General features: G+C 73.6%; 4 protein-coding genes. 3 read left to right on the forward strand and 1 reads right to left on the reverse strand.

All coding sequences use genetic code 11. The features are described 5' to 3' along the window. Positions 1–94: 94 nt before the first annotated feature. The 3 genes from FOE67_RS19270 (at position 95) to icmA (ending at position 2,925) form a co-directional block, all read left to right on the forward strand. Positions 95–601, forward strand: a complete 507-nt coding sequence (locus FOE67_RS19270) for a MarR family winged helix-turn-helix transcriptional regulator (RefSeq protein WP_182665998.1) — start codon at positions 95–97, stop codon at positions 599–601. An 84-nt stretch (positions 602–685) separates the two neighbouring features. Beyond that, positions 686–1,084 (forward strand): DUF3817 domain-containing protein, encoded by a 399-nt coding sequence (locus tag FOE67_RS19275; protein WP_182666001.1) that lies wholly within the window; start codon positions 686–688, stop codon positions 1,082–1,084. Positions 1,085–1,224: 140 nt separating this feature from the next. After that, positions 1,225–2,925: a coenzyme B12-dependent isobutyryl-CoA mutase large subunit gene (icmA, locus tag FOE67_RS19280; RefSeq protein WP_182666003.1), complete on the forward strand. Its 1,701-nt coding sequence runs from the start codon at positions 1,225–1,227 to the stop codon at positions 2,923–2,925. Positions 2,926–2,975: 50 nt separating this feature from the next. Here the strand turns inward: icmA and FOE67_RS19285 are convergent, their stop codons facing one another. Next, positions 2,976–3,596, reverse strand: a complete 621-nt coding sequence (locus FOE67_RS19285; protein WP_182666005.1) for an SPFH domain-containing protein — start codon at positions 3,594–3,596, stop codon at positions 2,976–2,978. Positions 3,597–3,823: the final 227 nt, after the last annotated feature.

Below are 3,823 nucleotides of genomic sequence, written 5' to 3' on the forward strand. Positions count from 1 at the left end.
CTCGGGAAGTGGCCGGCGGGGCGTTCCGCCCGGGGGCCGGCCACTTCCCGAGACGCCCCGCGCCGGGTTGTGACCTGCCGGTAGGGTCGGTGCCGTGCCGAAACCGCTCAGCCTGACGTTCGATCCGATCGCCCGTGCCGCGGAGCTGTGGACCGACCGCTGGGGCGAGGTCCCCTCGATGGCGGCCATCACCTCCATCATGCGCGCGCACCAGATCCTGCTCGCCGAGGTGGACTCCGTCGTCAAGCCCTACGGCCTGACCTTCGCCCGGTACGAGGCGTTGGTGCTGCTCACCTTCAGCAAGGCCGGCGAGTTGCCCATGTCCAAGATCGGGGAGCGCCTGATGGTGCACCCCACCTCGGTGACCAACACCGTGGACCGCCTGGTCCGGGCCGGTCTGGTCACCAAGCGTCCCAACCCGCACGACGGCCGGGGCACGCTCGCCTCGATCACCGACCGGGGGCGCGAGGTCTGCGAGGCCGCCACCCGGGACCTGATGGCGATGGACTTCGGGCTGGGTGCCTACGACGGGGAGGAGTGCCGGGAGATCTTCGCGCTCCTGCGCCCCCTGCGGATCGCCGCCCGCGACTTCGAGGAGTGAGGGTCGCGGCCGGTCCCCGGACGGGGTCGGTTTCGGCGGCCCCGGGTGGGATCGCCGGAAACCGGCCGGGTTACGCTGCTGGGCATGAAGCCGAGTGTGCTGACCCGCTACCGGGTGATGGCCTACGTGACCGCTGTCATGCTGTTGGTGCTGAGCACCTGCATGGTCTTCAAGTACGGCTTCGGGGTGGGTGAGGACATCACCTTCGTGGTGTCCCAGACCCACGGCGTGCTCTACATCGTGTACCTGATCTTCGCCTTCGACCTCGGGCAGAAGGCCCGCTGGTCGTTCGGCAAGCTGCTGTGGGTGCTGCTCTCGGGGACCATCCCGTTCGTCGCCTTCTTCGTGGAGCGCACCGTCCGCGCCGAGATCGAGCCGCTGCTGGAGCGGGACGACGACGAGGGCTACGACCAGGGGGCTGCCGCCGGGTACGGCGCCCTCGACGGGAAGGCCGACGGCTCGGCGAGGGTCGGCTCGGCCTGACGCCGCACCCCTCGCCCGCCTCCCCGCGAACCTCCCGCACCGCTTCCCGCCACCCCGTCCCCGGGCTCCCGGGGACGGGGTGGTGTCGTTCGCGGCCCGCAGCCCTGGAAATTAGTTGGACGTCCAAGTAAATTGGGGGCATGGACGCTGACGCCATCGCTGAGGGCCGCCGACGGTGGCAGGCCCGGTACGACGCCGCCCGCAAGCGGGACGCCGACTTCACCACCCTCTCCGGCGATCCCGTGGAGCCGGTCTACGGCCCCCGCCCCGGTGACCGCTACGAGGGCTTCGAGCGCATCGGCTGGCCCGGTGAGTTCCCCTTCACCCGCGGCCTGCACCCCACCGGCTACCGGGGCCGCACCTGGACGATCCGCCAGTTCGCCGGCTTCGGCAACGCCGAGCAGACCAACGAGCGGTACCGGATGATCCTGGAGGCCGGTGGCGGCGGCCTCTCCGTGGCCTTCGACATGCCCACCCTCATGGGGCGCGACTCCGACGACCCCCGCTCGCTGGGCGAGGTCGGCCACTGCGGGGTCGCCATCGACTCCGCCGCCGACATGGAGGTCCTCTTCCGGGACATCCCGCTGGGCGGGGTCACCACCTCGATGACCATCAGCGGCCCCGCCGTCCCGGTCTTCTGCATGTACCTGGTCGCCGCGGAGCGGCAGGGCGTGGACCCCGCCACGCTCAACGGCACCCTGCAGACCGACATCTTCAAGGAGTACATCGCCCAGAAGGAGTGGCTCTTCGCCCCCGAACCGCACCTGCGGCTGATCGGCGACCTGATGGAGCACTGCGCGGCCGGCATCCCCGCCTACAAGCCGCTCTCGGTCTCCGGCTACCACATCCGGGAGGCCGGCTCCACCGCCGCCCAGGAGCTGGCCTACACCCTCGCCGACGGCTTCGGCTACGTCGAGCTGGGCCTCTCCCGCGGCCTGGACGTGGACACCTTCGCCCCCGGCCTGTCCTTCTTCTTCGACGCGCACCTGGACTTCTTCGAGGAGATCGCCAAGTTCCGCGCCGCCCGCCGGATCTGGGCGCGGTGGATGCGCGACGTGTACGGCGCGCGCACCGAGAAGGCGCAGTGGCTGCGCTTCCACACCCAGACCGCCGGTGTCTCGCTGACCGCCCAGCAGCCGTACAACAACGTGGTGCGCACCGCGGTCGAGGCCCTCGCCGCCGTCCTGGGCGGCACCAACTCCCTGCACACCAACGCCCTGGACGAGACCCTGGCGCTGCCCAGCGAGCGCGCCGCCGAGATCGCGCTGCGCACCCAGCAGGTGCTCATGGAGGAGATCGGCGTCACCAACGTCGCCGACCCCCTCGGCGGCTCCTGGTACGTCGAGCAGCTCACCGACCGGATCGAGGCCGACGCGGAGAAGATCTTCGAGGAGATCGCCGAGCGCGGCCGGCGGGCCGTCCCGGACGGCAACCACCCCATCGGCCCGATCACCTCCGGTCTGCTGCGCGGCATCGAGGACGGCTGGTTCACCGGCAACATCGCGGAGGCCGCCTTCCGCTACCAGCAGGCGCTGGAGAAGGGCGACAAGCGGGTCGTCGGCGTCAACTGCCACACCGGCTCGGTCACCGGCGACCTGGAGATCCTGCGGGTCAGCCACGAGGTCGAGCGCGAGCAGGTGCGGGTCCTCGCCGAGCGGCGGGCGGCCCGGGACGACGCGGCGGTGCGCGCCGGGCTGGCGGGCATGGTGGAGGCGGCCCGGTCGGGGGCGAACATGATCGAGCCCATGCTGGTGGCGGTCCGCGCCGAGGCCACCCTCGGGGAGATCTGCGACGCCCTGCGCGAGGAGTGGGGCACCTACACCGAGCCGCCGGGCTTCTGAGCCCTCCGGCGCCGGACCCCGGGCGACCCGGGGTCCGGCGCCGACCGGGGTCAACCCCGCTCGGGAGCGGCCGGGCCGGCCGGTCCCGGGGAACCCCCGGCGCCGGCGGCCCCCTCCGGGGAGGCCGGTCCCGGCAACACCCCCGGCGGGAGCCGACGGGCCGCCTCGGGCCGGGTGGGCGCCAGTTCGTCGAACTCCACGGCCAGCACCTCCATCCCCCGCTCGGCCCCGGCCTCCCGCATCGCCTCGCCCAGCCGCTCCTCCAGCTCCGCCCGGCGGTGCGGTACCTCGGCCGCGAGCATCCCGGACACCGCCGCACGGATCTCCACGTCCAGCAGGTGCTCCAGGGCGCGCGGTCCGTCGGCCGCCGCGTACACCGCCCGCGCCGGGTCGCCCACCCGCCAGCGCACCCGACAGGCCACCGTCACCTGGTGCCGGTCCCCGGCGTGCGCGGTGCGCGGGGGCAGGAGCAGGACCCGCTCCCCGAGGTCGAGCCGGGCGCGGACGCGGTCGCGCAGCGGTACCAGCAGGTGGGTGCCGGCCGGCAGTGTGCGGTGGTGGGCGCCGGCCCGCTCCACCACGGCCACCTCGCCCGGCCGGACCCTCTTCACGCCGGCGGCGAGCAGACCCGCCGCGACCGCCGCGATCACCCCGAACAACAGCAGCACCATCGGTGCACGCACTCCTTCTCCCGTTCGCCCGGTCGGCCCGGGCCGCCTCCGGGGCGTCGCCCCCGCCGGTCCCCGGTGTCCTCCCCGCCCGGGACGCGGTCGATGCGGGCCGGACCGGGGGTTCCGCCGGCCGGGGGACGAACCGGTGGCGAACCGGCGATGAGCCGGGGCCGGGGGAGCGGAACCGATACGGCCGGGGAGCGCGCGGGCGGAGCCGAGCGGCCCCC

This window comes from Streptomyces calidiresistens, from assembly GCF_014141525.1.
GTDB classification, from domain to species: domain Bacteria; phylum Actinomycetota; class Actinomycetes; order Streptomycetales; family Streptomycetaceae; genus Streptomyces; species Streptomyces calidiresistens.